Source organism: Massilia cellulosiltytica (genome assembly GCF_047325105.1).
GTDB lineage: Bacteria > Pseudomonadota > Gammaproteobacteria > Burkholderiales > Burkholderiaceae_D > Telluria > Telluria orientalis.
Map to the genome: position 1 here is coordinate 3,024,312 of NZ_CP168562.1, position 21,372 is coordinate 3,045,683.

Here is a 21,372-nt window from a genome sequence, read left to right on the forward strand (position 1 = left end):
GTGGGTGGGTTGCTGCCGCAGCTGTAGTTCCGCAAGTGGCCAGGAGCGGTCGTTGATTAGTGGAGAACATGATGCAGTATCGCTATCAGTTCGCATCCGATGTTGTTCGCGACGGTATGGGATTGGAACTTATGGACGAGCGTTGGAACGTTCTCGCCGAGGTGTTCAGATGCGATGCCAATAAGTCCCTGCCTATCTCATGTATTCTGAAGGACTGCCGTTCACAGAAATCGAGAAGCTGGGGTCGATGGCATGGAAAGAGCTTGGGTCATTCGAAGACGGAACACCATTGCCGGAAAGCGTGAGCTGAACAATGGATAGTGAACTGTCTGCTTCGGGACGGATGCTGCCAGTCGTGACAGTTCGTGAATCTTTAGGTTCAGCACCCTGCTATGTTAGGCTGAACGGCCGGGTTCGGCCAAGAGCGGACGTTCGTAGATTGTCTTTTCCGGGAAGCGTTACCGTGATGGAGATACAGTGAAGTTAACCATTAAGTCAGTGTCGCGTACAGTGTCGATGCTTGGGTTCTCCGCTGTTATTGGTGTGGTTATAGCAACCTCTACCACCTGTGGCGTTGGGCTTGTCCATGGAACGGGAACCTGGTGCGCGTTACCGTTGGCCTGGTCCGTCGGCTTCCCACTCGCGATATTCGCTGCGCTCATCTTCGGTTTGCCACTTGCTTTCTTGTTCTGGAAGTTGCGGCTAACGCGTTGGTGGCAGTTTGGAATAACGGGCTTTATTTGTGCCATACCTGCCTGGACTGAGCTTGCCGAGCCATTCACATCCGTCCGTTGGGCGCAATCCGGTCTTTATGATTCATTGAATTATCTTGGGTCTGGACTTGCTGGTGGACTTGCTTTCTGGTGCATATGTCAGAAAGTCGGTATTCGTAGTAGCCGTGACGATGCAGTCGCGGAGTCCGATCGACCTGCGTAAACGTCCGCTTGGCCGATAGCGGACTTACACGGCCGTAGTTCGGCAGCTATGATCGCGGCCGTGTTTCCAGACGGACCGATGCCATGGTCCAAGCACCTCTCCCCGAAGACCTTTGGTCGCACCCAGCAGATTTCCGAAGAGCGGACGGCCACGTATCAACGATCGTGCGACCCTAGCCGGGATCCTGTTTGTGCTCAAGACCGGGATACCGTGGGAATGGTTGCTACGCGAACCCGGCCGCGGCAATGGCATGACTTGTCGGTGCAGGCTCCACGAATGGATGAAAGCTGGCGTTAGGCAGCGTGTCGAGGCAGTCCTCCGACGGCTTCGTCGGCATCCTGGGGAAGCTCCACGAGGAAAGCTACACCCACGTGCAGGACGTCCGCGCTGCTTCCCACGGCGACGGCGGCCGCACCCAGGAATACCGGTATCACCGAAGATAACGCCTGCCAGGTCACCCCGATTCGACGAACGCCTTGAGCCGCGCCAGGGCGACGTCCCACTCACGCCCGATGACTTCCAGCGTGCGCCGGGCAGCGTCCAGCTGCGCGGTGTCCAGCGTCCACCTGCGCTCGCGTCCGACCCTGACGTCGTGGACGATGCCGGCCTGGGCGAGGACCTGCAAATGCTTGGTCACACCCTGCCGGCTGATGTGCGTGTTGGCGGTCAGCTGCGCGATCGAGAGGACCCCGCCAGTGCAGAGCGCCGCAACCAGCGTCAGGCGAGTGGCGTCTCCCAGCGCCGCGAACACGTTCGCCAGCGCCGGACCGGCATCGACCAGCTCGCGGAGTGCGGCGTCAGGCCGCGACATGGCGGACGATGTTCGTCAGCTGCGCATCCCAGCCGGCACCGTTCATGCGGAATGCCTCCAGCCGCCGGTGCGGCGGGATGTTGTCGAATCCCGATTCCACGATCGTCAGCAAAGTACGGTTGTTTCCGGCGTTGGCGAGCGTGAACGTCACGAGTGTCGGCTGTTCTTCGCTGTAGTCGACGGCGGGATCGATGGCGTAGGGATGCCAGCGGAAGGACAGCAGTTCGAGCGGCTGCATGCGGTCGATGACCACGTCGAAATGGAGATGTTCGTAGCCCGGGTAGGTGATGTTCCCGCGTGCACGCTGGCCCGGTGCGAACGTCTGGCCCTTCAGGTCGGCGCCGAACCACCGGCCGAAGGCTTCGGCGTCGGCCAGCGCGTTCCACACTGTCGCGCGCGGCGCGTCGATGACGATGCTGCGTTCGATCCGGTCGGTATCCGATGCGTGCTCCATGATGGCTCTCCTTGTCGCGTTTAAGATGCAACCAAATGGTTGCGTATTAAGCAGTGTAGGACAGCAAACGCGAATACGCAACTCACGGAAGATGAAGCGCGGCGTACCAGTCCGCGTACGGCGTGTTCCCGACGAGCCGCCGGTTGTAGTCGGGCGTGCCGTCCGTCCACCACGCGGGGCCGCGCTCGCCGAGGGCGTGCTTCGCCGCGTCGACGTCATCGCGCGCCCGCCGCTCCGCCTGCGCGTCTCCCGCCTTCTTCGCGGCGCCGACGGCGCGCCGCGCGCGCATCAGGCGGTCGACGTGCGCCTGCCGCTTGGCCGGATCGAGGTCCGGATTGCTCATGCGCCAGAGGCGGCCCGCGACGACGAAATAGCGGCCGTCGGGCGTGACGGGGTGTTGGGTGGGCATCGCAATATCTCGTAACACTTGTGAGGAGCGGTCTTAACGCCATTTTACAGACGAGCGCCTTATCCTTTTCGCACCATCCGGACATGAAAGGACACCCTTATGCGCGACCATCTCCCGGTCGGCCGCCTGGCCGACGAACTGGCAACCGCCGACGTCAGGTTCACGATCACCGACGGCCAGGTCACCGGCCTCGAACACGTGATCGGCAGCCGGACCATCGCGGCCAGCCTGCCCGCCGACGCGACGTTCGCCGTCGGCACGGGCACGGTCACGGAGACGCTGACCCGCGGCACGGCCACGGCGACGCTGACCTGGACCGTGGATGCGAGCGACACCGGCCTGTATCACCTGACGCAGGAAGTGCGCAGCTTCGACACGACCGCCGCCAACACGCCGACCTACGGTTTCACGGTGGCCGATGGGGCCGTGACGGGCATGACCCAGACCTTCGGCACGTCGGGATGGACCCACGACGTGGCCGTCGGCGATCTGGCGGCGAGCGTGTTCACGGTCGACGGCAGTGCCGTCACGGAAACGGCGATCCGGGGCAACACGCTGGAGACGTTGACGTACACGACGACGGACGGCACGACGTACAAGCTCGCGGCGGAAACGCTGACCGTGGTGCCGGTAGGGACGGCGGCGACGGCGCTGGACGTCGAGCCGTACGAGCGCATGCGCTTCACGTTCGACGGCGCCACGGTGACGGCGGCCCAGGCAGTCAAGCCGGACGGCACGGCGGTCGACGTCCACCTGGGCTCGACCGTCACGTACGCGCAGGCGGCCGCGGGCTATGTCGTGGAGACGATCACCCGCGGCAATCACGCCTACTACGAGGTCTTCCACGACGGGAATGGCGACGGCGTCTACACGGCCGTCGCGCACGGGCAGGGCACGACGGTCGATCTCGTCGGCCTGCAGGCGCAGATCACGCCGCAGATCGACGCCTTGCTCTGATCCGCTTTCCATTTTTCCAATCCACGGCCGCGCGAATCGGGCATCATGGCGCCTTTACGACAGGAGACACCATGATCAAAGGATTGCGCACCGTGACTTATCCCGTGGCCGACCTCGGCCGCGCCAAAGCCTGGTTCGCCGACGTGTTCGGCGTCCAGCCCTATTTCGACCAGCCGTTCTATGTCGGTTTTGCCGTCGGCGGGTTCGAGTTGGGACTCGTTCCGGATGGCACGCCGGGCACGACGGGGTCGACGACGTTCTGGGGCGTGGACGACATCGCGGCCGAGGTCGAGCGCATCGTCGGCCTCGGCGCCACCGTCCACGCGGCCATCCAGGACGTGGGCGAGGGCATCAAGGTGGCGGAATTGCAGGACCCGTTCGGCAACGTAATCGGGCTCATCGAGAACCCGCTGTTCGACCCCGCCGCCGTGCGCTGATTACATGCCGGCCGGCGGCTCGACCGGGATCGGGTTGCGCAGCGACAGGTTGATCGCGTTCCAGCCCCGGATGACGGCGATCGTATAGCCCAGTTCCGCGATCTCGCCCTCGCTGAAATGCTCGCGCAATGCGGGCCAGGCGGCGTCCGTGTCGTCGCGGTGGGGCAGGGCGTTGACGGCGTCGGCCCAGGCCAGCGCGGCCCGTTCGCGCTCGCTGAAGAACGGCGCTTCGCGCCAGGCGGCCACGCTGTTCAGGTGGCGCGGGTCGGCGCCCTGCTTGATCAGGTCGCGCCAGTGCATGTCGACGCACACGCCGCAGCCGTTCTGTTGCGAGACGCGCAGGTTGACGAGTTCCACGAGGCGCGGGCCCAGCGCGCCCTGCTTGACGGTCTGGGACAGGTTGACCATGGCCTTCAGCGCGGACGGGGCCAGGGTGAACAGGTTGATGCGGGCGGCGTGCGACATGATGGTTCCTTTCGTTGGCGGGGCTGCGGAATGCAGCCTTCTAACCATTAGACGGAACGGCTCCCGGCTTTGTGACAGGTCCCGCGAATTATTTCAAACCGTATCGCGCGCGCGAGCTGCGTGCCCGTTCGTGCGGGGCGAACGGGCTGCTCGCGCGGTCCAGCAGCTCGCGCGCCCTGGCCAGCCGTTCCCGCTCATCCGCGTCGAGCACACGGCCGTCATCGGTCAGCGTGCGGATGACGTGGATCGCGAGCTCCTTCGCCGCGATGTCCTCGGGCAGGCCGGAGCGCGTGCACAAGCCGTAGGTGCCGGCGATGAAGTGCTGCCATTCGCTGCGCAGGTGCGCGTCCGTCGCTTCCATGCCGAACAGGGGCAGGGCGGCCAGCGCCGCCCGGTAGCGCGCCGCGAACAGCGTGTACGGATCCTGGGATCCATCCAGCAGCATGCGCAGCCACTCGACATAGCCTTTCGCGAACCAGTCTTGCGCGTGCGTTTCCGTGTGGTCGCCGAAGTACGACGCGCAATCGATCCGGACGTGCAGCCGGTACGACGGTGCCGGCATCGCGCCGGCGGCCGTGACGGCGTCGAGATGCGCACCGTCCGTGGCGCAGGCCGCGAGCAACTGCGCGCGGGTGAGGAAATGGGTGTGCAGGTAGTCGATGAGTTCCATGCACCCATGCTAGCGGGAGCCGGTCCGCGACGATTCGGCCGCGGCCGAAGCATCCGCCGGCATGGGCAAGCCTCGGGTCAGTGCGCCGTGACGAAGCCCGATTCGGCGCCCCAGCGGATCGCGGCCCGGTTCAGCACGATGGCTTCCGCGTCCGCCAGCCAGCCGTCGGCATCGGCGAGGCGCCACATGGCGCCCAGCAGGTTGCGGCGCAGTTCGGGCGCGTCGACGTCGTCGAGGAAGGCGTCGATCGTCGCCGTGTCGACGGGCACGCTGCCGTGGTGCGCCGTCGCGAGCAGGTCGTTGCACAACTCGTGCAGGACGGCGTCGAACTCGTCGTCGTCCAGCGCGATGTGCTCCAGGATCCGCGAACGGTAGACCGCCTTCAGTTCGCTGAGGGCGACGTTGCCGTCGACGATCATCGTCAGGGCCAGCAGGCGGCCGGCGGCGCGGGGACTGTTCTTGGGGTATGAGCGCATGTCAGGTTCTCCAGTAAAAGACGTTAGTTGGCGTCGTGCTTGCGCGCGACATACAGGCTGGCGATACAGCTGCCGGCAATGAGCACGGCGACGACGGTCAGCGACGCCTGCACCGGCATGTGATACCAGGGCATGATCAGCATCTTCGTGCCGATGAAGGTCAGGACCATCGCCAGGCCGTACTTCAGCAGGTGGAAACGGTCGGCCATGTCGACCAGCAGGAAGTACAGGGCACGCAAGCCCAGGATCGCGAACAGGTTCGACGTGAAGACGATGAACGGGTCCGTCGTGATGGCGAAGATCGCCGGGATCGAGTCCACCGCGAAGATCAGGTCCGTCGCTTCGATCAGCAGCAGTACGAGGAACAGCGGCGTCACATAGCGGATCCCGTTTGCGGCCACGAAGAATCTCTCGCCATGGTCGCCTTCCGCCACGCGCAGGTGCTTGCGGGCGAAGCGCATCACGGGACTCTGCTTGACGTCCGGTTCCTTGTCGGCCGCCACCAGCATGCGCATGCCCGTGAGCAGCAGGAAGGCGCCGAAGCCGTACAGCACCCAGCTGAATTCGCTCACGACCCACGCGCCGGCGCCGATCATGACGGCGCGCATGACGATGGCGCCGAGGACGCCGTAGACGAGCACCCGGCGCTGGTATTGCTGGGGTACCTGGAAGGCGGTGAAGATCATCAGGAACACGAAGATGTTGTCGACCGAGAGCGCCTTTTCGATGAGGTAGCCGGACAGGAATTCGAGCGCCTTCTGGTCGGCCACGTCGGCGCCGACCGTCGTCTTCAGGTACCACCACAGGCCGCCGTTGAACAGCAGCGCCATGCTGACCCACGCGATCGACCACAGGCCTGCTTCCTTCACGCCCACCTTGTGTGCTTTGTTGCCGCCGAACACGAACAAGTCGAGCGCGAGCATCACCAGCACGAACCCGACGAAACCGGCCCACATCGGGCCGCTCGCAATAGTCTCGATTCCGTTCATCATCGCCCTCCGGTCATTCTTGCGGTTGATTGAACGTTCACTATAGATGGCAGGTAAGGATCGGACTAATCGTGTTATCTTTCATCATTCATCGATTTTTTCGATGTGTTCGAACGCCATGAGCTCACTCAACTACAAGCATTTGCGCTACTTCTGGATGGTGGCAAAGACCGGCAGCATCGCCACGGCCGCCGCGCAGCTCCACCTGACGCCGCACGCGATCTCGGGGCAGCTGTCCGAGTTCGCGGCCACGCTGGGGGTGCAGCTGTTCCGGCGCGCCGGGCGCAACCTCGAGTTGACCGAGGCCGGCCGGCGCATTGCCCGCTCGGCCGAACAGATTTTCACGGCCGGAGATGAATTGCTGGAACTCGTGCGGAACAGCCAGCTCGCGTCGCCGCAACCGTTTCGCGTGGGGTGTGCCGATTCGGTCTCGAAACTCATCGCGTGCAGGCTCGTGGAGCCGGGCCTGAAGCTGGACGAACCGGTCAGGCTCGTGTGCCGCGAAGGCCGCCTCGACAACCTCCTGGCCGACCTGGCCGTCCACCGTCTCGACCTCGTCATCGCGGACCGGACGATCCCCGCGCACTTCAGCGTGCGTGCCTACAACCACTTGCTCGGGGAAAGTTCGATGACCGCGTTCGCCACCGCGGACCTGGCGGCCCGGCTGGGACCGGATTTTCCGGCGTGTCTCGACAATGCCCCGGTGCTGTTCCCCGGCGAGGATGTCGCGATCCGGGGCCGTTTGCTGAACTGGCTGGAAAGCGGCGACATCCACGTCCGGGTCATCGGCGAGTTCGACGACAGCGCGATGATGCAGGCATTCGGCCAATCGGGCGCGGGGGTGTTCTTCGCGCCGACCGTGATCGCGGCGCAGGTGTGCGACCAGTACCAGGTCGTGGCGCTCGGCACGGTCGATGCGGTGGTCGAGCAGGTCTACGCGATCACGACCGAACGGCGCATGAGCCATCCGGCCACGGTCGCGATCGGCGCGCTCGCGCGGGACATGCTGTTCAGGGCTTGATGTGCGGCTGGGTGGCGCCCGGGTTCAGGATCTGGTTGGTGTCGATCTGGTCCTTGTTGATCACCTGGGGGTTACCGGTCTGGTGCCGGCGCGGCAGCATGCTGCCGGTGGGGGGCTCGCGGTCCTCGCGCGAGAGTTGGGGGCCGTCGCTGGTCGGCGCTTCGGCGCAGCCGGCCAGGACGCATGCCGCTGCCGCGGCGCTCAGGAGATGTTTCAGCATGCCTGGTAGTCCTTTGTTGATTGGGTTGGGTCTCGCCAATATAGTCGCGATACCGGATGAAATCTGTCATCGATTTGTCGCCGCGGCCTCCGCAAGAATCCAGTCCCGCACTGCCGCCAGTGCGCGGCTGTCCGCACCGGGCCGCGCCAGCAGCCAGTAGCCGTGATCGGTCGTCACGGGCGGCCGCGCCGTCGCCACCGCGAGCTTGCCCTCGGCGAGCAGGTTGCCGACCAGCGCCAGGCGGCCGAGTGCGACGCCCTGTCCGGCCAGCGCCGCCTGCACCGCCTGGTCGTACTGGTTGAAGAGCAGACGGCCGTTGCCCGACGTCCCCGTCTTGTGGCCGGCGCCGCGCAGCCAGTGCTTCCACTGGAGCCAGGGCCGCGAACTGTCGTCGTAATCGATCAGCACATGCCCGCGCAACTGGGCCGGCTCCTCGATGGCCGACACGCCCAGCGACGGATGCGCGACCGGGATAAGGATCTCGCTGAACAGGCGGACCGCGCCGCCCGGCGCCGCCGCGTCGGGGCAGTAGCGGAGGGCGAGGTCCATGCCGTCGCGGTCCAGGTCCATCACGCGATTGGTGGCGGCGACGCGCACGTCGATGTCGGGCGAGGCGCGCTGGAAGGCGCCCAGCCGGGGCAGCAGCCAGAGCGCGGTGACGCCGATGGTGGCCGTGATGGTGATGCACGGCCGCTCGGCGGCAGGACGCAGCATAGCGATCACGGACCCCAGTTGCTCCAGCATCGGATCGGCATTCCGGAACAGGTGCCGGCCCTCGGGCGTAAACTCGATGCTGCGATACCCGCGCACGAACAGGCGGCAGCCGAGTGTCGCTTCCAGCGCCTGGATCTGGCGGCTGACGGCGGACTGCACGATGCACAAGTCCTGCGCGGCCAGCGTGATGCTCATGCGGCGGCCCACCGCGACGAAGGTGCGCAGCAGGTCCAGCGGCGGCAGGTCGATCAGTCGGCTCGGCATCGGCAGGTTCCTGACATGCCGGTTCGGCATGCGGCACGGTCATTTTAAACGTTTGAAGGGCAGGCCGCGACAGCATGTAATGAAGACTCTTCGCCACTTCATCCAAGGACCCAGCATGCATCCCGCCACCGTCGACGCGACACTCGAGTACCTGCAAAGCGCAGACCGCAAACCCGTCACCTGGATGCTCGCGCCGCCCGGCGGGCATGCATGGGACACCGGCGATTACGCAGCCATGCCCGTGACGATCCGCGACGGCCGCGCCGCCGCCGAGCCGCCCGCGCTCGACCGCGAGGGCTTCCAGCTGTGCAGCGCTCCGAGCGCGATGCCGTCGTTCGCCAGCCGCGACGCCATCGAGCGCGTGTACTACCGCGAGATGGAGGCGCTGGCGCGGGCCGTCACCGGCGCGCGCCGCGCCATCGTGTTCGATCATCTCGTACGCCGGCGCGATCCCGGCACCCTGACGCCGTTCGGCGCGCGCGACGGCCAGCGTCCCAGCACCGCCACGCGCGTCCACTGCGACTTCACGCCGGCGTCGGCGCAGCGCAGGCTGGCGCTCGAGATGGAAGCGCACGGCTTCCGGTCGGCCGCGCGCCATGCGATCCTCAACCTGTGGCGCACGACCAGGCTGCCGGTGCTGGACGCGCCGCTGGCGGTCTGCGATGCGCGCACCGTGGCGCGATCGGATCTCGTGGCCGCGGACATCGTCTACCCGACCCGCACCGGCGAGATCTTCGAAGTGCTGCACAACCCGGCCCACGCGTGGACGTATTTTCCTGCGATGCAGTTCGACGAGGTGCTGGTGTTCAAGCAGTACGATTCCCTGGACGGCATGCCATGCTTCACACCGCACGCCGCGTTCGCCCATCCGGACACGCCGCCCGGCACGCCGCCGCGCGAGAGCATCGAGATCCGCTGCCTTCTTATCTTCGACTGACAGGAGCCGTACATGGATACGATCGAATTCTGGTTCGACTTCGGCAGCAATTACAGCTACCTGAGCATGATGCGGATTCGTGGTCTCGCGGCCGCCGCGGGTGTGCGTGTGGTGCCCAGGCCATTCCTGCTCGGGCCGATCTTCAAGGCGCAGGGGTGGGAGACGTCGCCGTTCGTGCTGCAGGAGGCCAAGGGGCGCTATGTGTGGCGCGACATGGAGCGGCAGTGCGCAAAATACGGCTTGCGCTGGCGGCGGCCTTCCGTCTTTCCGCGCAACGGGCTGCTGGCTGCGCGGGTCGCGTTGCAGGGGGAGGGGACGGCGTGGGAATTCGCGTTCTGCCAGCAGGTCATGCTGGCCAATTTCGCGGATGACCGGGACATCGGCGACGAGGCGGTCATCGGTGCCATCCTGGCCGGACTTGGCGTGGACGGCGGGGCGGTCATCGAGGCGGCGCGGTCGGAGGCGTGCAAGTCCGCACTCCGTGCGCGCTCGGCTGCCGCCCAGGCCCGCGGCATCTTCGGTGCGCCCACGTTCTTCGCGGGCGACGAGATGTTCTGGGGGAACGACCGGCTCGAGGACGCGCTACGTGAACAAGCGCTGCGCCACCGCTAGCACGAGCGCCAGGGCCGCGAGGGCAACCAGGACGCCGGTCCAGCCGGGGTGCCCGAAGTTGAGCGTCCAACCCATCATCGGCATGGCCTTGGGAACCAGCAGGCGCGTGTCGCGCTTGCTGGCATACAGGCCGAGCGGTCCGCGCCAGGTCCAGTTGGCCGGATTACGCCACTCGATCTCATTGATGTCGTCCTGCTTCATTTCTGCCGCCCCGGTCGGACAATTTCATTGGCACGATTGGCGGAAAACATACATCTCCGCGATTTTTCGCATTCGGTCCATAGCATACAATCTCCCGCGACTGCCTGCATCATTCAACGTGCCAACAATAGGAACACCATGAAATTTGGGAAGTGCATTCTCGGGGCGACACTCGCCGCCGTGCTGGCGACCAGCGCCGCCGAGCCCGTACAGGCGCCTGCAAAGTCGACGTTCAACTGGACGTCGAGCGCACCGCTGATATCGCCTCAACCGGCTTCAGGCCAGACGATTTATGGTGTCAAAGACCCGTCGATCGTGTACGTGGACGGCAAATATCATGTGTTCATGACGACCGCCGGCTCCAAGGGCTGGGGGCTCGCTTACACGAGCTTCGGCAAATGGACGGACGCCGCATCGGCGCAGATCGTCCCGCTCGACAAATCGCCGATGGGTCCGGGCTATCGCGCCGCGCCGCAGGTTTTTTATTTCGCGCCGCAGAAAAAATGGTATCTGGTCTACCAGGGCGGCGATCCGCTGTATTCGACGTCGGACGATATCGGCGATCCGATGTCGTGGAGCGCTCCGAAACCGTTCTTTTCCGTTGCTCCGGACATCATCAAGCCACCGCAAGGGCAGGGCTGGCTGGACTTCTGGGTGATCTGCGACGACAAGAAATGCTATCTGTTCAATACCGATGACCATGGGCGCCTGCTGCGCTCGGAAACGGGGTTGAGCGAGTTCCCGAACGGCTTCCGCAATACCGTCGCGGTGATCAGCGAAAAGACCGAAGATGTATTCGAGGCCAGCAACACCTACCGGATCGCGAATTCGGATACGTACATCACGCTGGTGGAGGCAATCTCGCCGAAAGGGCGCTACTTCCGCATCTGGAAGAGCGATCGCCTGGACGGAAAATGGGTACCGTTTTCGTCCGCGCCGATGAATACGTTCGCCGGCCACGATAACGTCGAACGGCTGTGGTCCGAAGGCATCTCGCACGGTGAAATGATACGGACAAATGCGGATCAGACGATGACGATCGATCCTTGCCGCCCTCTCGAATATCTGTTCCAGGGGAACGACCCGGCAGTGCGCGTGGACGATTACATCAAGCTGCCGTATCGCCTCGGTGTCATCACCGCGAAAGGCGACAATCCGGTGAGCGCACTCTGCCGCCGGTAGGCAGGAGAAAAGGCTACCCGCCCACGTAACGCCGCTCGAACCGCGCACCCAGCCGCGTCAGCACTTCGTAGCCGATCGTCCCGGCCTCCGCCGCGACGTCGTCGACATGCTGGTGCGGCCCGAGCAGCTCGACGCTCATGCCCGGCTGCAGGCGCGCGTCCGGAATGCCGGTGACGTCCAGCGTGATGCTGTCCATCGACACGGTGCCCGCGACCGGCACGCGCACGCCGTCGATGTACGCGCTGCCGCGGCCGGACAGGGCGCGCAGCCAGCCGTCCGCGTAGCCGATGGCGATGGTGGCGATGCGGCGCGTACCCTCCGCCACGTAGCGCGCGCCGTAGCCGACGGCGGCGCCCGCTTCGATCGTCCGTACCTGCACGATGCGCGCATCCAGCGAGACGGCCTGGCGCAGCGGGTTCGCATGGCCCGGCTGCGGGTTGATGCCGTACAGCGCGGCGCCGGGGCGCGCGAGGTCGTAATGGAAATCGGGACCGAGGAAGACGGCCGACGAATTCGCCAGGCTCGCCGGCATGGCGGGGAACTGCGCGCGGATGGCGTCGAAGCGCAGGCGCTGGCGTGCGTTCATCGGGTGGTCCGGCACGTCCGCGCAGGCCAGGTGGCTCATCAGCAGGACCGGGTCGAACGCGGCCAGCCAGTCGCGCGGGTCGCCCAGCGCGGCGAGATCGGCGGGCGCGAGGCCCATGCGCGACATGCCGCTGTCGGCCTGCACCGCGGCCGCGAGACGGCGGCCAATGCGTGCGCACAGGGCGCTCCATTCGCGCACCTGGCCAGGGTCGTTCAGCACCGGCGTCAAGCCGTGTTCGAGGAAGTCGGCGGCGGTGCCGGGCGGCGGGCCATGCAGGACGTAGATGGTGCTGTCGGCCGGGACGATGCCGCGCAGGCGGATGCCTTCGTCGACGTGGGCCGTGAAGAACACGCGGCAGCCCGCGCGCACGAGCGCGGGTGCCACGCGCGCCACGCCGAGACCGTAGGCATCGGCCTTCATCACGCCGGCGACGACGGCGCCGGCCGCGCGTTCCGCCAGCAGGCGGTAATTCGCCGCGATGGCGTCCAGGTCGATCGTCAGGACGGCGCCGGCACGGGACGCGTGGCCAGGATCGACGATGTGCGAGGGATGGGCGACCGCGTTCATGCCTTGGCCAGCTCCGCGCGCACGTTCGCGGTGCGGGTGCCGGCATAGCGGAACACGGCGAGGTCGTCGGCGTGGATGGCCGGGACCTTCCCGCTCACCAGGTCGGCGATGACGCTGGCCGAGCCGCACGCCATCGTCCAGCCCAGGGTGCCGTGGCCCGTGTTGAGGAACAGGTTCTTCAGCGGCGTGGCGCCCACGATCGGGGTGCTGTCCGGCGTCATCGGACGCAGCCCCGTCCAGAACGTGGCGCGCGCCACGTCGCCGCCACCCGGGAACAGGTCGTTCACGACGAGTTCCAGCGTCTCGCGCCGGCGCGGATTCAGCACCTTGCTGTAGCCCGCGATCTCCGCCATGCCGCCGACCCGGATGCGGTCGTCGAAGCGGGTCACGGCAATCTTGTAGGTTTCGTCGAGGATCGTGGAGACCGGTGCCCTGGCGGCATCGACGATCGGCACCGTGATCGAATAGCCCTTGAGCGGGTAGACCGGGACGCGGAACTGATTCTTCAGCAGCAGGCGCGAATAGCTGCCCAGCGCCAGCACGTAGCGGTCCGCCGTCACCCGGCCCCGCTCCTGTCCTTTCCTGGTCTGCACGCCGACGACCTGGCCATTGGCGATGTCGAGGCGCTCGATCGCGGTGTCGAACTGGAAGCGCACACCGAGGTCGCGTGCCATTTGCGCGAGGCGCGCCGTGAACAGCTGGCAGTCGCCCGTCTCGTCGTTCGGCAGGCGCAGGCCGCCGACCAGCTTGTTGCGCACGTGGCCCAGTGCCGGCTCGGCCTGCGCGAGCTGCTCGCGGCCGAGGACGTCGAACGCCACGCCGGCTTCCTTGAGCACCTCGATGTCCTTCGCGGCGCCGTCGAACTGGGCCTGGGTGCGGAACAGCTGCAAGGTGCCTTGCTGGCGGCCTTCGTAGGCAATGCCGGTCTCGGCTCGGAGCGCACGGATGCAATCGCGGCTATATTCGGCCAGGCGTACCATGCGTTCCTTGTTGACGGCGTAGCGGCCGGCGTCGCAGTTTTTATACATTTCCCACATCCACTGGAGCTGGAAGAGGGAGCCGTCCGGCTGGATCGCCAGCGGCGCGTGGCGCTGGAACAGCCATTTGAACGCCTTCAGCGGAATGCCCGGCGCCGCCCACGGCGACGCATAGCCCGGCGAGATCTGGCCGGCGTTGGCGAAGCTGGTTTCGAGGGCCGGACCCGGTTGACGGTCGATCACGGTGACGTCGTGGCCGGCCTTCGCCAGGTAATAAGCGGTGGTCACACCGACCACGCCGCTGCCGAGTACGATGACGCGCATAGTTTTCCTTGTGTCTCTGTTATTCTAGAATTAGAAGATGTTTTTATTGTAGTGGTAGGAATGCGATAATTGTTTCGGTTTGAAATCAACTTTTCAGTGAAAAATCATGCGCGTGCAAAAAGACTCGAATCGTGTGCTTGACCGCATCGACCTGCACATCCTCTCCATCCTGCAGGACGACGGCCGCATCGTGATGAAGGACCTGGCCGAGCGCGTCGGCCTGTCGCTGACGCCGTGCATCGAGCGGGTCAAGCGCATGGAGCGCGACGGCGTCATCGCGGGCTACCACGCGCGCGTGGCGCCGCGGGCGCTGGGGCTGCAAGTCCTCGTGTTCGTGGAAATCACGCTGCGCCAGAAGTCGGAGCAGGCGTTCGAGCGTTTCCGCCGGGCGATGCTGGCGATTCCCGAGGTGATGGAGTGCCACCTCGTGTCCGGCGATTTCGACTACCTGATCAAGGCGCGCATTCCGGAGATGACGGAATACCGGAGATTACTGGGCGAGATCCTGCACGTGGCGGACGGCGGCCAGTCGAAGAGTTACGTCGTGATGGAAGAGGTCAAGGAGACACTGGCCGTGTCGATCGCGCGCTAGTCGCCGTCGCGCAGCCACGACTTCGACCGGGAGCGGGCCACGATGGGGCTGTCCACCGGCGTGGGGGCGACGAACTCGCGCTCCACCTGGCCTGGAGCCGCATGCGGCTGCGCGGGCCTGGCCGACATATGGGACTTCACCCCGACCGCGCAGCGATAGATGACCGCGGCCCCGGCGATGATGATTGCACTGACCGTGATCGCCAGGCCGTCCGGCCGGCCGGCCACGACCAGGATGCAGGCCACGACGACGAGGTCGAGACAGACCAGATAGTTGAAGCGGGCGGGGCTATCAGAATCGTTAATTTTTACCGACATACGAACTTCCGGGGAAACTTGCGGTGACGCGATGCTGGCGCGCCGCAATCAATCGAACCCCGGCATTCTAACATTTCCACATGGAAATATCAGTACTCGACACGGCGCAAAGTGCCGGACGCTGAATCGGGTAGTCGAACCCGGGTCGGCGACAAGCGCGGCGTGTCATTCCGCCCGATACAGCGGCAACGCCAGCTTCACCGGCCGCACGTCCATCCGCACCCGGTACACGGAATACGTATCGGCCCGGTTCGACGTCCAGCCCTCGCTCTCCGGCGTGCGCGTAAAAGTGAATTCGAAGCCGCGTTCGGCGGCGGCGCCGGCCGGGTCGCCGAACGCGATGCCCGTGGCGCGCGCCTGGTCGCTGTCGCACAGCTTCATCAGCAGGTCGACGACGGCCGTGTTGCCGAGGATGTCGGCGGCGAACAGCGGGCCGCGGTACGACGGGTCGGCCGGGTCGACTTTTTCCTTGTCCGGGCCGGGCGTGAAGCGGCCGCTGGCCGGGTCGTAGCGGTCGCCGCTGTCGAGGTAGCTGATGCGGGCGCCCGTCACGTTGAAGCCGGTGCGCGCGGCGTCCACGCTGGCCTGGCCGAGGTCGAGCAGCAGCGCGCCCTTGTAGCCGATGACGGCGATCGACCGGTCCGGCGCGACCACGGCCGCCGTGTTCTCGTCGATGCCGAGGCCGAGTTTGTAGTGCTTGGCCAGCATCGCGGGCAACATGCGGGCGAAGCGGCCGCGGATCAGCAAATGCTGGTCGACGAACACCTCGTCGCCGATGAAGCCGAGGCCCGGCGCGATGTCGCGGCCGTCCGTGATGCCGTCGCGCAGCGTGGGCAACGGGGCGCGGCCTTCGTAGAACATCGTCTTGCTCATGATGGCGGCGCCGGCGCTCGTGCCCGCGATGACGCCGCCGCGCCGGTACAGGTCCCACAGCGCGTCCAGCACGGCGCTGTCGCCGCCGTCGGCGTGGCGCAGCGCGGCCGTGATGCGGCCCTGGTCGCCGCCCGTGAAGAACGCGCCGCCGGCCGAGCGCACGCTGGCCGCCAGCTGCGGGTCGTCGGCGGCCCGGCGCACGTCGGTGGCGGCCAGCCTGGCGGCCAGCGGCACGACGAACGGGCGGGCGCCGTAGCTGGCCAGGATCTCGGCCGTCAGGCGGCCTGAGCGCTCCGGATTGCCTGCCGCCGTCGGGAACACGGCGATGCGCGCGCCGCGTCCGCCGGCGAGCTCGACGATCTTCTTCCACACGGGGGCGTTGTCGGCCCGCAGCGCGCCGCCCGCGATGACGAGCGACCCCTTCGCGCTGCCCGCGGGTGCCTGCGCGTCCGCGCGCGCGGCGGCCGGCGCCAGGCCGAGGCTCAGTACGAAAGCGAGGGGCAGGGTCGGAAAGCGGATCGCCATTGGGTCGTCTCGATGCGGATGGGAATACAAAGCATGATACCCGTGCCCGGCCTTGCGGCCAAAGCCGGTATCATCGGGGTATGCATTCAGACTGGAGCCAGTATGTTGATCGTGACCCACAGCGGTAAATTCCACGCGGACGATGCGTGGGCGGTGGCCGTGCTGCTGTTGTTGTATCCCGATGCGGAGCTCGTGCGCACGCGCGACCCCGCGATCATCGCGCGGGCCGACGTCGCCATCGACGTGGGCGGCGAGTGGAACCCGGCCGCGGGCCGCTTCGACCACCACCAGAAGGGCTTCGACGGCGCCCGCATGAGCGGCGTACCCTATGCCAGCGCTGGCCTCGTGTGGCGCGAATACGGCGCGCGCTGCGTGGCGCTGCTGGCCGAACGGCACGCGGGCTACCGGTTGTCGGAGGAGGGCGCCCAGCAGATGGCGTACGCGATCGATGCGGACGTCGTGCAATACCTCGACCTGTCCGACGTGGGCGCGGCCCGCAACGCGCCGGGCAGCTATGGCCTGTCCGCGATCGTCTCCGGCTTCAACCCGAACTGGCTCGACGAGCAACGGCTCGGCTATGGCCCGGCGGCCGAGGCCTACCGCGACGAGCAGTTCCGGCGCGTGCTGGGCCTGCTCACGGACCTGATGATCAATGCGGTCAAGTACCGCGTCGGTGCGCAGCTCGCCGTGGAGCAGGTGCGGCATGCCGAGGTGCTCGAAGGCGGCCGCGTGCTGTATCTGAAAAATGCCGCGCTGCCGTGGACGGCCATCGTGCGCAAGGAGATGCCGAAGGTGCTGTTCGTCGTCAGCTACAGCCTGGCCGAGCAGCGCCACATGATCCACACGGTGCCCGTCAGCGCCGAGAGCTTCGACGCGCGCGCCGACCTCCCGGCCGCCTGGGCGGGCCTGCGCGATGCCGACCTGGCCGCCGTCACCGGTGTGGCGGATGCCGGTTTCTGCCACAACGGCCGCTTCATCGCCGCCGCCAAGTCGTTCGAAGGCATTCTCGAGATGGCGCGGCAGGCGCTGCGCGAGGTGAATGCGCAGGCCTCGACAGCGTGATCAGCCGTTACGATTTCACCAAATGTGTGTGGTTTTTTGGTGCGAATTCACTAAAAAGTGACAGAGATTCTTGCTGGTCTTTACACCGACACGCAGTTCGCGTCTAGAATTTCCCAAAAGAATCAACTTTTTCGGGATGGGACATGAAATCGGTTCAGCAGGAAGTCGACGAGCGCAGCAACCTTACGGGCACGAACAAATTCGAGCTTTTGCTTTTCCGTCTCGGCGGCGACGCCAGCGGGGAGCATAGCGAGCTGTTCGGCATTAACGTCTTCAAGATTCGCGAGATCGTCGCCATGCCGACGATCACCAAGGTGGCTGGCGCGCCCGATCACGTGCTGGGCGTAGTCAACCTGAGGGGCCAGATCATCCAGGTCCTCGACCTGCCGGGCATTGCCGGCGTCACGCCCAAGACCGGCCTGAACATCATGCTGGTGACGGAATTCGCGCGCACCACGCAGGCGTTCGCCGTCGAGAGCGTGGAAGAAATCGTGCGCCTCGACTGGACGCAGGTGATGTCGGCCGAAAAGAGCGCCGGCAGCGGCATGGTCACGAGCATCGCGCGCCTGGAACCGGTGGACGGCCAGCCGGCCCGCCTGGCCCAGGTGCTCGACGTCGAGACGATCCTGCGCAACCTGAATCCGGAAGCGCAGACCGAGAACATCGAACAGGCCGTCGGCGCCAAGATGAAGCTGAAGCCGGGCGCCGTGATCCTGGCCGCGGACGATTCCGTCGTCGCGCGCGCGCTGATCGAGCAGGGCCTGGACGCGATGGGCCTGCCGTTCGTGATGACGAAGAGCGGCAAGGAATGCTGGGAACAGCTGAACCACATCGCGGCCGCGGCGGAAGCCGAAGGCAAGACCGTGCACGACAAGGTCGCCCTCGTGCTGACCGACCTCGAGATGCCGGAAATGGATGGCTTCACCCTGACCCGCAACATCAAATCGAACGCGCGCTTCGGCAACATGCCGGTCGTGATCCACTCGTCGCTGTCCGGCACGACGAACGAGGAACACGTCAAGAATGTCCGCGCCGACGCCTACGTCGCCAAGTTCTCGGCCGAGGACCTGTCGCGCACCCTGCGTACGCTGCTGCGCCAGTAGTTCTCCTCACGCGGTGCCGGCATCGCCGCCGGCACCGTACTGCATCGCCCTTCTGAGTTGTTGTGGGGCAACATCCAGAGTTGTTTTTGCGTAGGTCTTGTCCTACGCCAATAGTCATGCCGCATAATGACTGCTCAGGATGCTGTTTCCCACCTTTTCAGAATCCCCATGCCACACCCCACAACGTTTATCGCGAGCATCTGGACCACGGATACGGACGGTGTCTGCACGTCGGTCGTCGACCACGGCCCCGGCGCGCTGCCGCCGTTCGCCGTCGCGACGCGCCTGCAGGACTGGGTACGTTCGTACGTCGTGGACCCCCAGGCGGCGGACGATGTCGCGCAGGCGCTGGCCCGGCATGTGGCGTTCGGCCATGAAGTCGAGCTCCGCGGCATGGATGGATGCCTGCGCCGGGTCATCGTGTCGGGCCTGCCGAATGTGGACGCCGACGGCCGCTGCGCGGGATGGTCCGGCACCTTCGCCGACGTCACCGCGTACAGGGCCACGCTCGACCGCGCCTTGCGCAGCGAGGCGGAGCACCGCCTCATCGTCGATCACAGCATGGACCTGATCGCGCACTGCGGCGTCGATGGGCGCTACATCCACGTGTCGCCGTCGTACACGACCGTCGTGGGCTGGGACGCGGCGCAGATGGTGGGGCGCAGCGTGCTCGAGTTCCTCCATCCGGACGACCAGGCGGCGGCCGGCGCCGCGCTCGCGCGCATCCTCGCCGGTGAAGACATCGCCGACGTGGTCGCGGTGCGCAAGCGGCACCGCGACGGTCATTACGTCGAGCTTGGCTCCAAGGTGCGCAAAGTGACGGATCCGGTCACGGGCACCGTGTTCGGCGCCGTCCTCGTGTCGCGCGACATCACGCGCGAAAGGGAGATGTTGCACCGCGTCGAGGACGCGCATGCGCGCGTGCGCACCATCCTGGAAAGCATCGAGGACGGCTTCTTCTCGGTGAACCGCAACTGGGAGATCACGTACGCCAACACGCTGGCCGAGGTGTTCGCCGGGGTCGAGCCCGGCACCTCGGGCGGCAGGGTGTTGTGGGACCTCGCGAACGACCTGGACGGCACCGAGACCGGCGTCATCTACCGGCGGGCGATGGCGACGCGCTCGAACGCGGCGTTCGAGACATTCTACGAACCGGAAGGCGTGTGGCTCAGCGTGCGCGTGTATGCGCACGAGGAGGGACTGTCGGTTTTCTTCCACGACATCACCGACCGCAAGCGCGCCGAGGAGCGGCTGGAGCAGCTGGCCACGCGCGACGACCTCACGGGCCTGCCCAACCGCGCGTGGCTGAACGGCCATCTGCAGTCGATGCTGGGCCAGGCGCGCGGCCAGGCGGAAACCACCGTCCTGTTCATCGACCTGAACCGCTTCAAGGAAGTCAACGATTCATTGGGCCACGCGGCCGGCGACCATCTGCTGCGCCAGGTGGGCCTGCGCCTGCAATCGTGCCTGCGTCCGGGCGACGTCGTGGCGCGCCTGGGCGGCGACGAATTCGTCGTGGCGGCCCATTGCGCGGGCCGTGGCGCCGCCGCCGGCATCGCGCAGCGGCTGCTGGAGACCCTCACCAATCCCTTCCACATCGACGGGCTGGAGATGTGCGTGGGCGCGGCCATCGGCATCAGCCTGTCGGGCCAGGACGGCGCCACGCCGGAGCTGCTGTTCCAGAACGCGGACACGGCGATGTACAAGGCGAAGGCGCTGGGCGCGAGCTCGTACCAGTTCTTCGAGCCGGAGATGAGCGTGGAAGCGCGCCGACGCCTGCAGGTGGAGGCGGCGCTGCGGCGCGCGCTGGAGCTGGGCCAGTTCGAACTGTATTACCAGCCGCGCATCGACGTGCGCACGTGGCGCCTGCGCGGCGTTGAAGTCCTGCTGCGCTGGAAACATCCCGAACTGGGGCAGGTGTCACCGCTCGAATTCATCCCGATCGCGGAAGAGCGCGGCCACATCGAGGCGATCGGCCGCTGGGCGCTACGCGAGGCCTGCCGTGTCGGCAAGCGCCTGTCCGACCAATACGGCACGCAGTTGCGCGTGTCGGTGAACGTGTCGGCGCGCCAGCTGCGGTCGGCGGAGCTCGTGGCCGACGTCGAACAGGCATTGCGCGAATCCGGCTTCGCGCCGTCCGCGCTGGAACTGGAGCTGACGGAGAGCGCGCTGATCGACGACATCGACCAGTCCGTCGACGTGCTCCACCGCCTCAAGCGCCTGGGCGTGAAGCTGGCGCTGGACGATTTCGGTACCGGCTATTCGAGCCTGTCATACCTGAAGCGCTTCCCCGTCGACGTGCTGAAACTGGACCGCTCGTTCTTCCTCGACGAGTGCCCCAACGGCGACGAATTCGTCGCGGCGCTGGTCCACATGGCGCACGCGCTCGGCCTGACCGTGGTCGCGGAAGGCATCGAGACGGAAGAGATGATGGAGACGCTGCGCGGCTGCCGCTGCGACGAAGCGCAGGGCTATCTGTTCGCGCGGCCGATGGCGCTGGCGGAGTTCGACAAGTTCCTGCAGTGCGAGGTGCCGGGAGCGCAGGCCGCGTGACAGCGCGCAACGTCTTTCCCGCTTTCGTGCGCTCGTGTCCGGAATATTGTTTTCAAAAACCGTCAGACATAACGTCGTCATTCCCGCGCAGGCGGGAATCCATGCCGAGTATGCCAACTACGGTCTTCATTTCCACCT

Annotated in this window: 24 protein-coding genes and 2 pseudogenes; 12 read left to right on the forward strand and 14 right to left on the reverse strand. The window is 66.1% G+C overall.

The features are described from left to right. Window positions 1-1,048: 1,048 nt before the first annotated feature. Both ACEN9H_RS13250 and ACEN9H_RS13255 read left to right on the forward strand, forming a co-directional pair. Window positions 1,049-1,255: pseudogene (locus ACEN9H_RS13250) on the forward strand (transposase); the annotation flags it as partial. 7 nt (window positions 1,256-1,262) lie between these two features. Then, window positions 1,263-1,379 (forward strand): annotated as a pseudogene (locus ACEN9H_RS13255) (4-oxalocrotonate tautomerase); the annotation flags it as partial. A gap of 11 nt (window positions 1,380-1,390) precedes the next feature. On the opposite strand, the gene ACEN9H_RS13260 reads toward ACEN9H_RS13255, so the two are convergent. The 3 genes from ACEN9H_RS13260 to ACEN9H_RS13270 all read right to left on the reverse strand — a co-directional run bounded on the left by ACEN9H_RS13260 (window position 1,391) and on the right by ACEN9H_RS13270 (window position 2,610). Beyond that, entirely contained in the window at window positions 1,391-1,747 is a 357-nt protein-coding gene (locus ACEN9H_RS13260) for an ArsR/SmtB family transcription factor (RefSeq protein ID WP_413675131.1), read from the reverse strand. After that, window positions 1,734-2,201 (reverse strand): SRPBCC family protein, encoded by a 468-nt coding sequence (locus ACEN9H_RS13265; RefSeq protein ID WP_413675132.1) that lies wholly within the window; start codon window positions 2,199-2,201, stop codon window positions 1,734-1,736. The genes ACEN9H_RS13260 and ACEN9H_RS13265 overlap by 14 nt, the downstream gene beginning before the upstream one ends. A gap of 82 nt (window positions 2,202-2,283) precedes the next feature. Beyond that, entirely contained in the window at window positions 2,284-2,610 is a 327-nt protein-coding gene (locus ACEN9H_RS13270; protein ID WP_413675133.1) for a hypothetical protein, read from the reverse strand. Window positions 2,611-2,709: 99 nt separating this feature from the next. Here ACEN9H_RS13270 and ACEN9H_RS13275 point away from each other — a divergent pair, with 99 nt between their 5' ends. After that, window positions 2,710-3,567, forward strand: a complete 858-nt coding sequence (locus tag ACEN9H_RS13275; RefSeq protein WP_413675134.1) for a hypothetical protein — start codon at window positions 2,710-2,712, stop codon at window positions 3,565-3,567. A 71-nt stretch (window positions 3,568-3,638) separates the two neighbouring features. Then, the gene (locus ACEN9H_RS13280; protein ID WP_413675135.1) at window positions 3,639-4,004 is read left to right on the forward strand and encodes a VOC family protein; all 366 of its coding nucleotides are present in this window, start codon (window positions 3,639-3,641) and stop codon (window positions 4,002-4,004) included. Here ACEN9H_RS13280 and ACEN9H_RS13285 read toward each other — a convergent pair whose 3' ends face one another. The 4 genes from ACEN9H_RS13285 to ACEN9H_RS13300 all read right to left on the reverse strand — a co-directional run bounded on the left by ACEN9H_RS13285 (window position 4,005) and on the right by ACEN9H_RS13300 (window position 6,604). Beyond that, entirely contained in the window at window positions 4,005-4,469 is a 465-nt protein-coding gene (locus ACEN9H_RS13285) for a carboxymuconolactone decarboxylase family protein (RefSeq protein ID WP_413675136.1), read from the reverse strand. It abuts the gene before it with no gap. 88 nt (window positions 4,470-4,557) lie between these two features. Continuing rightward, window positions 4,558-5,139, reverse strand: a complete 582-nt coding sequence (locus ACEN9H_RS13290) for a DUF6058 family natural product biosynthesis protein (protein WP_413675137.1) — start codon at window positions 5,137-5,139, stop codon at window positions 4,558-4,560. 77 nt (window positions 5,140-5,216) lie between these two features. Further along, entirely contained in the window at window positions 5,217-5,615 is a 399-nt protein-coding gene (locus ACEN9H_RS13295; RefSeq protein WP_413675138.1) for a TerB family tellurite resistance protein, read from the reverse strand. Window positions 5,616-5,638: 23 nt separating this feature from the next. Next, window positions 5,639-6,604 (reverse strand): TerC family protein, encoded by a 966-nt coding sequence (locus ACEN9H_RS13300; RefSeq protein WP_413675577.1) that lies wholly within the window; start codon window positions 6,602-6,604, stop codon window positions 5,639-5,641. Window positions 6,605-6,722: 118 nt separating this feature from the next. Here ACEN9H_RS13300 and nhaR point away from each other — a divergent pair, with 118 nt between their 5' ends. Then, complete coding sequence (nhaR, locus tag ACEN9H_RS13305; RefSeq protein ID WP_413675139.1) at window positions 6,723-7,625, forward strand: transcriptional activator NhaR; 903 nt, start codon at window positions 6,723-6,725, stop codon at window positions 7,623-7,625. Here the strand turns inward: nhaR and ACEN9H_RS13310 are convergent. After that, on the reverse strand, window positions 7,615-7,845 hold the full coding sequence (locus ACEN9H_RS13310; RefSeq protein WP_371771407.1) for a hypothetical protein: 231 nt from the start codon (window positions 7,843-7,845) through the stop codon (window positions 7,615-7,617). The two genes, nhaR and ACEN9H_RS13310, sit on opposite strands and share 11 nt — an antisense overlap. A 66-nt stretch (window positions 7,846-7,911) precedes the next feature. Next, window positions 7,912-8,823 carry a LysR substrate-binding domain-containing protein gene (locus tag ACEN9H_RS13315; protein WP_413675140.1) on the reverse strand — a complete coding sequence of 304 codons (912 nt, stop codon included), beginning with the start codon at window positions 8,821-8,823 and terminating at the stop codon, window positions 7,912-7,914. 115 nt (window positions 8,824-8,938) lie between these two features. Here ACEN9H_RS13315 and ACEN9H_RS13320 point away from each other — a divergent pair, with 115 nt between their 5' ends. Together ACEN9H_RS13320 and ACEN9H_RS13325 are read left to right on the forward strand one after the other, a co-directional pair. Continuing rightward, the gene (locus ACEN9H_RS13320; RefSeq protein ID WP_413675141.1) at window positions 8,939-9,760 is read left to right on the forward strand and encodes a CmcJ/NvfI family oxidoreductase; all 822 of its coding nucleotides are present in this window, start codon (window positions 8,939-8,941) and stop codon (window positions 9,758-9,760) included. A gap of 12 nt (window positions 9,761-9,772) precedes the next feature. After that, a complete protein-coding gene (locus ACEN9H_RS13325; RefSeq protein WP_413675142.1) occupies window positions 9,773-10,372 on the forward strand; it encodes a 2-hydroxychromene-2-carboxylate isomerase in 600 nt (199 codons plus the stop codon). Here ACEN9H_RS13325 and ACEN9H_RS13330 read toward each other — a convergent pair. Continuing rightward, window positions 10,343-10,573, reverse strand: coding sequence for a DUF5808 domain-containing protein (locus ACEN9H_RS13330; RefSeq protein ID WP_371771411.1), 231 nt, complete (start codon window positions 10,571-10,573; stop codon window positions 10,343-10,345). The genes ACEN9H_RS13325 and ACEN9H_RS13330 overlap by 30 nt on opposite strands. A gap of 138 nt (window positions 10,574-10,711) precedes the next feature. Between ACEN9H_RS13330 and ACEN9H_RS13335 the strand changes: the two genes are divergently transcribed. Next, the gene (locus ACEN9H_RS13335; protein WP_413675143.1) at window positions 10,712-11,755 is read left to right on the forward strand and encodes a non-reducing end alpha-L-arabinofuranosidase family hydrolase; all 1,044 of its coding nucleotides are present in this window, start codon (window positions 10,712-10,714) and stop codon (window positions 11,753-11,755) included. 13 nt (window positions 11,756-11,768) lie between these two features. On the opposite strand, the gene alr is transcribed toward ACEN9H_RS13335, so the two are convergent. After that, entirely contained in the window at window positions 11,769-12,908 is a 1,140-nt protein-coding gene (gene alr / locus ACEN9H_RS13340) for an alanine racemase (RefSeq protein ID WP_413675144.1), read from the reverse strand. Next, complete coding sequence (locus tag ACEN9H_RS13345; protein ID WP_413675145.1) at window positions 12,905-14,209, reverse strand: D-amino acid dehydrogenase; 1,305 nt, start codon at window positions 14,207-14,209, stop codon at window positions 12,905-12,907. Before ACEN9H_RS13345 ends, alr begins: the two co-directional genes overlap by 4 nt. Window positions 14,210-14,315: 106 nt before the next feature. On the opposite strand from ACEN9H_RS13345, the gene ACEN9H_RS13350 reads away from it, so the two are divergent. Further along, window positions 14,316-14,801, forward strand: coding sequence for a winged helix-turn-helix transcriptional regulator (locus ACEN9H_RS13350; RefSeq protein ID WP_160410490.1), 486 nt, complete (start codon window positions 14,316-14,318; stop codon window positions 14,799-14,801). On the opposite strand, the gene ACEN9H_RS13355 is transcribed toward ACEN9H_RS13350, so the two are convergent. Then, window positions 14,798-15,118, reverse strand: a complete 321-nt coding sequence (locus tag ACEN9H_RS13355) for a hypothetical protein (protein WP_413675146.1) — start codon at window positions 15,116-15,118, stop codon at window positions 14,798-14,800. The two genes, ACEN9H_RS13350 and ACEN9H_RS13355, sit on opposite strands and share 4 nt — an antisense overlap. 165 nt (window positions 15,119-15,283) lie before the next feature. Further along, complete coding sequence (locus ACEN9H_RS13360; RefSeq protein WP_413675147.1) at window positions 15,284-16,516, reverse strand: cyanophycinase; 1,233 nt, start codon at window positions 16,514-16,516, stop codon at window positions 15,284-15,286. 102 nt (window positions 16,517-16,618) lie between these two features. Here ACEN9H_RS13360 and ACEN9H_RS13365 point away from each other — a divergent pair, with 102 nt between their 5' ends. From ACEN9H_RS13365 to ACEN9H_RS13375, 3 genes are all read left to right on the forward strand, one after another. Continuing rightward, window positions 16,619-17,578 (forward strand): MYG1 family protein, encoded by a 960-nt coding sequence (locus ACEN9H_RS13365; protein ID WP_413675148.1) that lies wholly within the window; start codon window positions 16,619-16,621, stop codon window positions 17,576-17,578. A 143-nt stretch (window positions 17,579-17,721) separates the two neighbouring features. Continuing rightward, entirely contained in the window at window positions 17,722-18,681 is a 960-nt protein-coding gene (locus ACEN9H_RS13370) for a chemotaxis protein (protein ID WP_056133461.1), read from the forward strand. A gap of 168 nt (window positions 18,682-18,849) precedes the next feature. Continuing rightward, window positions 18,850-21,234: a putative bifunctional diguanylate cyclase/phosphodiesterase gene (locus ACEN9H_RS13375; protein WP_413675149.1), complete on the forward strand. Its 2,385-nt coding sequence runs from the start codon at window positions 18,850-18,852 to the stop codon at window positions 21,232-21,234. Window positions 21,235-21,372 lie beyond the last annotated feature (138 nt).

Coding starts and splice junctions, on each gene's coding strand:
- ACEN9H_RS13285 (WP_413675136.1), bottom strand. CDS start 4,469: ATGTCGCACGCCGCCCGCATCAACCTGTTCACCCTGGCCCCGTCCGCG.
- ACEN9H_RS13290 (WP_413675137.1), bottom strand. CDS start 5,139: ATGGAACTCATCGACTACCTGCACACCCATTTCCTCACCCGCGCGCAG.
- alr (WP_413675144.1), bottom strand. CDS start 12,908: ATGAACGCGGTCGCCCATCCCTCGCACATCGTCGATCCTGGCCACGCG.
- ACEN9H_RS13280 (WP_413675135.1), top strand. CDS start 3,639: ATGATCAAAGGATTGCGCACCGTGACTTATCCCGTGGCCGACCTCGGC.
- nhaR (WP_413675139.1), top strand. CDS start 6,723: ATGAGCTCACTCAACTACAAGCATTTGCGCTACTTCTGGATGGTGGCA.
- ACEN9H_RS13270 (WP_413675133.1), bottom strand. CDS start 2,610: ATGCCCACCCAACACCCCGTCACGCCCGACGGCCGCTATTTCGTCGTC.
- ACEN9H_RS13360 (WP_413675147.1), bottom strand. CDS start 16,516: ATGGCGATCCGCTTTCCGACCCTGCCCCTCGCTTTCGTACTGAGCCTC.
- ACEN9H_RS13365 (WP_413675148.1), top strand. CDS start 16,619: ATGTTGATCGTGACCCACAGCGGTAAATTCCACGCGGACGATGCGTGG.
- ACEN9H_RS13375 (WP_413675149.1), top strand. CDS start 18,850: ATGCCACACCCCACAACGTTTATCGCGAGCATCTGGACCACGGATACG.
- ACEN9H_RS13370 (WP_056133461.1), top strand. CDS start 17,722: ATGAAATCGGTTCAGCAGGAAGTCGACGAGCGCAGCAACCTTACGGGC.
- ACEN9H_RS13320 (WP_413675141.1), top strand. CDS start 8,939: ATGCATCCCGCCACCGTCGACGCGACACTCGAGTACCTGCAAAGCGCA.
- ACEN9H_RS13295 (WP_413675138.1), bottom strand. CDS start 5,615: ATGCGCTCATACCCCAAGAACAGTCCCCGCGCCGCCGGCCGCCTGCTG.
- ACEN9H_RS13275 (WP_413675134.1), top strand. CDS start 2,710: ATGCGCGACCATCTCCCGGTCGGCCGCCTGGCCGACGAACTGGCAACC.
- ACEN9H_RS13330 (WP_371771411.1), bottom strand. CDS start 10,573: ATGAAGCAGGACGACATCAATGAGATCGAGTGGCGTAATCCGGCCAAC.
- ACEN9H_RS13355 (WP_413675146.1), bottom strand. CDS start 15,118: ATGTCGGTAAAAATTAACGATTCTGATAGCCCCGCCCGCTTCAACTAT.
- ACEN9H_RS13265 (WP_413675132.1), bottom strand. CDS start 2,201: ATGGAGCACGCATCGGATACCGACCGGATCGAACGCAGCATCGTCATC.
- ACEN9H_RS13260 (WP_413675131.1), bottom strand. CDS start 1,747: ATGTCGCGGCCTGACGCCGCACTCCGCGAGCTGGTCGATGCCGGTCCG.
- ACEN9H_RS13315 (WP_413675140.1), bottom strand. CDS start 8,823: ATGCCGAGCCGACTGATCGACCTGCCGCCGCTGGACCTGCTGCGCACC.
- ACEN9H_RS13300 (WP_413675577.1), bottom strand. CDS start 6,604: ATGAACGGAATCGAGACTATTGCGAGCGGCCCGATGTGGGCCGGTTTC.
- ACEN9H_RS13335 (WP_413675143.1), top strand. CDS start 10,712: ATGAAATTTGGGAAGTGCATTCTCGGGGCGACACTCGCCGCCGTGCTG.
- ACEN9H_RS13310 (WP_371771407.1), bottom strand. CDS start 7,845: ATGCTGAAACATCTCCTGAGCGCCGCGGCAGCGGCATGCGTCCTGGCC.
- ACEN9H_RS13325 (WP_413675142.1), top strand. CDS start 9,773: ATGGATACGATCGAATTCTGGTTCGACTTCGGCAGCAATTACAGCTAC.
- ACEN9H_RS13345 (WP_413675145.1), bottom strand. CDS start 14,209: ATGCGCGTCATCGTACTCGGCAGCGGCGTGGTCGGTGTGACCACCGCT.
- ACEN9H_RS13350 (WP_160410490.1), top strand. CDS start 14,316: ATGCGCGTGCAAAAAGACTCGAATCGTGTGCTTGACCGCATCGACCTG.